We start from the raw sequence: 2303 nt of genomic DNA on the forward strand, positions 1-2303 counted from the left end.
CACCCGCACCCCGCGCACCGCTGCCACCGGCACCCGCACCTCCCGCCGCCGCGCCAGCAGCCCCTCCCACCACGACAGGCGGACCACCAGCTCGTCACCGTCCACCAGCAGCCGCGCCATCACACCTCCCGGACGGTGTCCCAGCCGCACGCACCCCGTGCGTCTGACCTGCATCGCGACGGCCGAGCCTACGCTGCAGAGCCCGCTGCGCCCGCCCGGCGCACGGCTTCGGCCCAGACTCTCCCCCGGGCGGTGTCGGACCCGGCCTCTACGGTGGGATCCGACAGCTGACAAGGAAGGGGTGCAGGTGACCGCGACGCGGCCGGAGACGGACCAGCACAGAGGCCGCAGCGACCGCCGGGCGATGGCCGCGGCCTCGGTCACCGTGGTGCTGTGGGCCTCGGCGTTCGTGGGGATCCGGGGCGCGGCCGGGCACTACGGTCCGGGTGCACTGGCCCTGGGCCGGCTGCTCGCCGGGTCGCTGACGCTCGCGGTGATCTGTCTGGTCCGCCGCAGCGGGCTTCCGCCGCGCGCTGCCTGGCCCGGCATCGCCGCCTCGGGGGTGCTCTGGTTCGGCGGTTACATGGTGCTGCTCAACTGGGGCGAGCGCACCGTGGACGCCGGCACGGCGGCCCTGGTGGTCAACGTCGGGCCCATCCTGATCGCCCTGCTGGGAGGGCTGTTGCTGAAGGAGGGCTTCCCGCCGCGACTCCTCGCGGGGATGGCGGTCTCCTTCGCAGGAGCGGCGGTGGTCGGGCTCGCCTCCTCCCACGGCGGTGGCGCGCCGGTGGCCGGCGTACTGCTCTGCCTGGCCGCCGCCGTCACCTATGCCTGCGGTGTGGTGGCGCAGAAGCCCGCACTGCGCCATGCCTCCGCGCTCCAGGTCACGGCGTTCGGCTGCTTCACCGGGACGGCGGTGTGTCTGCCGTTCGCCGGGCAACTGGCCGGCCAGGTGGTGCGGGCGCCGGTGTCGGCCACCCTGGACATGGTCTATCTGGGGATCTTCCCGACCGCACTGGCCTTCACCACCTGGGCGTACGCCCTGTCCCGCACCACGGCGGGCCGGATGGGGGCCACCACCTATGCCGTACCGGCGCTGGTGGTGCTGATGTCCTGGCTGGCGCTGGGCGAGGTCCCCGCTCCCCTGGCCTTCGCGGGCGGCGCCCTCTGCCTCGGCGGCGTGGCGCTCTCCCGCCGGCGCGGCCGCACCTGACACCCGTGCGGTGCCGTCCCTACGCGCCCATGCCGAGTCCGAGCCGCACCGCGCGCTCGACGGGGGAGTACGCCCCGTCGGGGCGCTCCAGGTGCAGGGGGCCGACAGGCAGCAGCGGGGGCTGGGCGAGGAACCGGGGGACGGTGCCGTGGTGCGGCTGGGCGGCGTGGATCAGGAACGGGTGGCAGAGATAGACGTCCCCGGCCCGGCCGGTGGCGAGCGCCGTAGGGCGGTCCGGTGCGTCCAGCCTGCCGGCGGCGTCCATGGCGGCGCAGAACGCGAAGCCCTCCACGCCGGGCTCACCGAAGGGCTTCAGCAGGGGCGGCACGTCCAGATGCGAGCCGACCTTGATCCGGGTCGGCGCGCTGGTGCCGTCGACGTCGGAGAAGAGGAACAGCATCAGCAGTGCCCGGCCGCGGGACCACAGGTTGAGCCAGTACCCGGACTCGCCCTCGGGGGTGTAGCTCCCGTCCATGTGCCACCCGGCGTCGCCGGGATCGTCGGGGTGCGGGAAGCGGATCGGGAACGTGCCGAGTCCGTCGCGCGGTACCCACCGGCCCGCGCCCACGAGCTGGTCGAAGGCGCCGTGCAGCCGCTCCGTCGAGGCCGCCGCCCGGAACGGTCCGCCCCCGTAGCCGTCCAGCCGCACGACCGGCCGGGTCCAGGTCGAGGGATCCTCGGGGTCCAGCCCGGTCTCCCGCCACAGGAACGCCCGGCACTCCTCCGCCACGGCACGCGGGAACGCCCCGGGGAGCCTGACAAAGCCGTCGGTGACGAATCGCTCCACCTGCTCGCCTGTCAGCACCTCGGCCATGCGCGCGATTCTCGGCGGACCCGAGGCCCCGGGCAAAGGGTTTTCAGCGGCCGGAACCGCCCGCCCCCACCAGCCTGCGCTCTCCTTCGGTCCGACCGCGGCCGGCCTGCCGGTGGGCGCCCCGGATGCAGGGCTCAGGCCGCGCGCAGCCGTCAACGAGCGCGCCGTGCAGGTGACTTGGAGTTGTGCCGATGCAGTGGTTCCGGTGGAAACCGTCCTTGGGGTGGTGCCAAGGTGGGGGCGCGCGGCGTCCGCCTGGTCCATCGACATGCAGCG

General features: G+C 74.4%; 3 protein-coding genes. 2 read left to right on the top strand and 1 reads right to left on the bottom strand.

Features of this window, described 5'->3' with window-relative positions:
• The first annotated feature begins 364 nt into the window (after positions 1 to 364).
• Complete coding sequence (locus AOK09_RS36360) at positions 365 to 1213, top strand: DMT family transporter (protein WP_055591438.1); 849 nt, start codon at positions 365 to 367, stop codon at positions 1211 to 1213.
• Positions 1214 to 1232: 19 nt separating this feature from the next.
• Here the strand turns inward: AOK09_RS36360 and AOK09_RS36365 are convergent, their stop codons facing one another.
• Positions 1233 to 2027 carry a phytanoyl-CoA dioxygenase family protein gene (locus AOK09_RS36365; RefSeq protein WP_055591437.1) on the bottom strand — a complete coding sequence of 265 codons (795 nt, stop codon included), beginning with the start codon at positions 2025 to 2027 and terminating at the stop codon, positions 1233 to 1235.
• Here AOK09_RS36365 and AOK09_RS41525 point away from each other — a divergent pair.
• Positions 2026 to 2303 (top strand): hypothetical protein (locus AOK09_RS41525; protein WP_217698539.1); only part of this gene is annotated, 278 nt, incomplete at its 3' end. The genes AOK09_RS36365 and AOK09_RS41525 overlap by 2 nt on opposite strands.

This window comes from Peterkaempfera griseoplana (assembly GCF_001418575.1).
Lineage (GTDB): Bacteria > Actinomycetota > Actinomycetes > Streptomycetales > Streptomycetaceae > Peterkaempfera > Peterkaempfera griseoplana.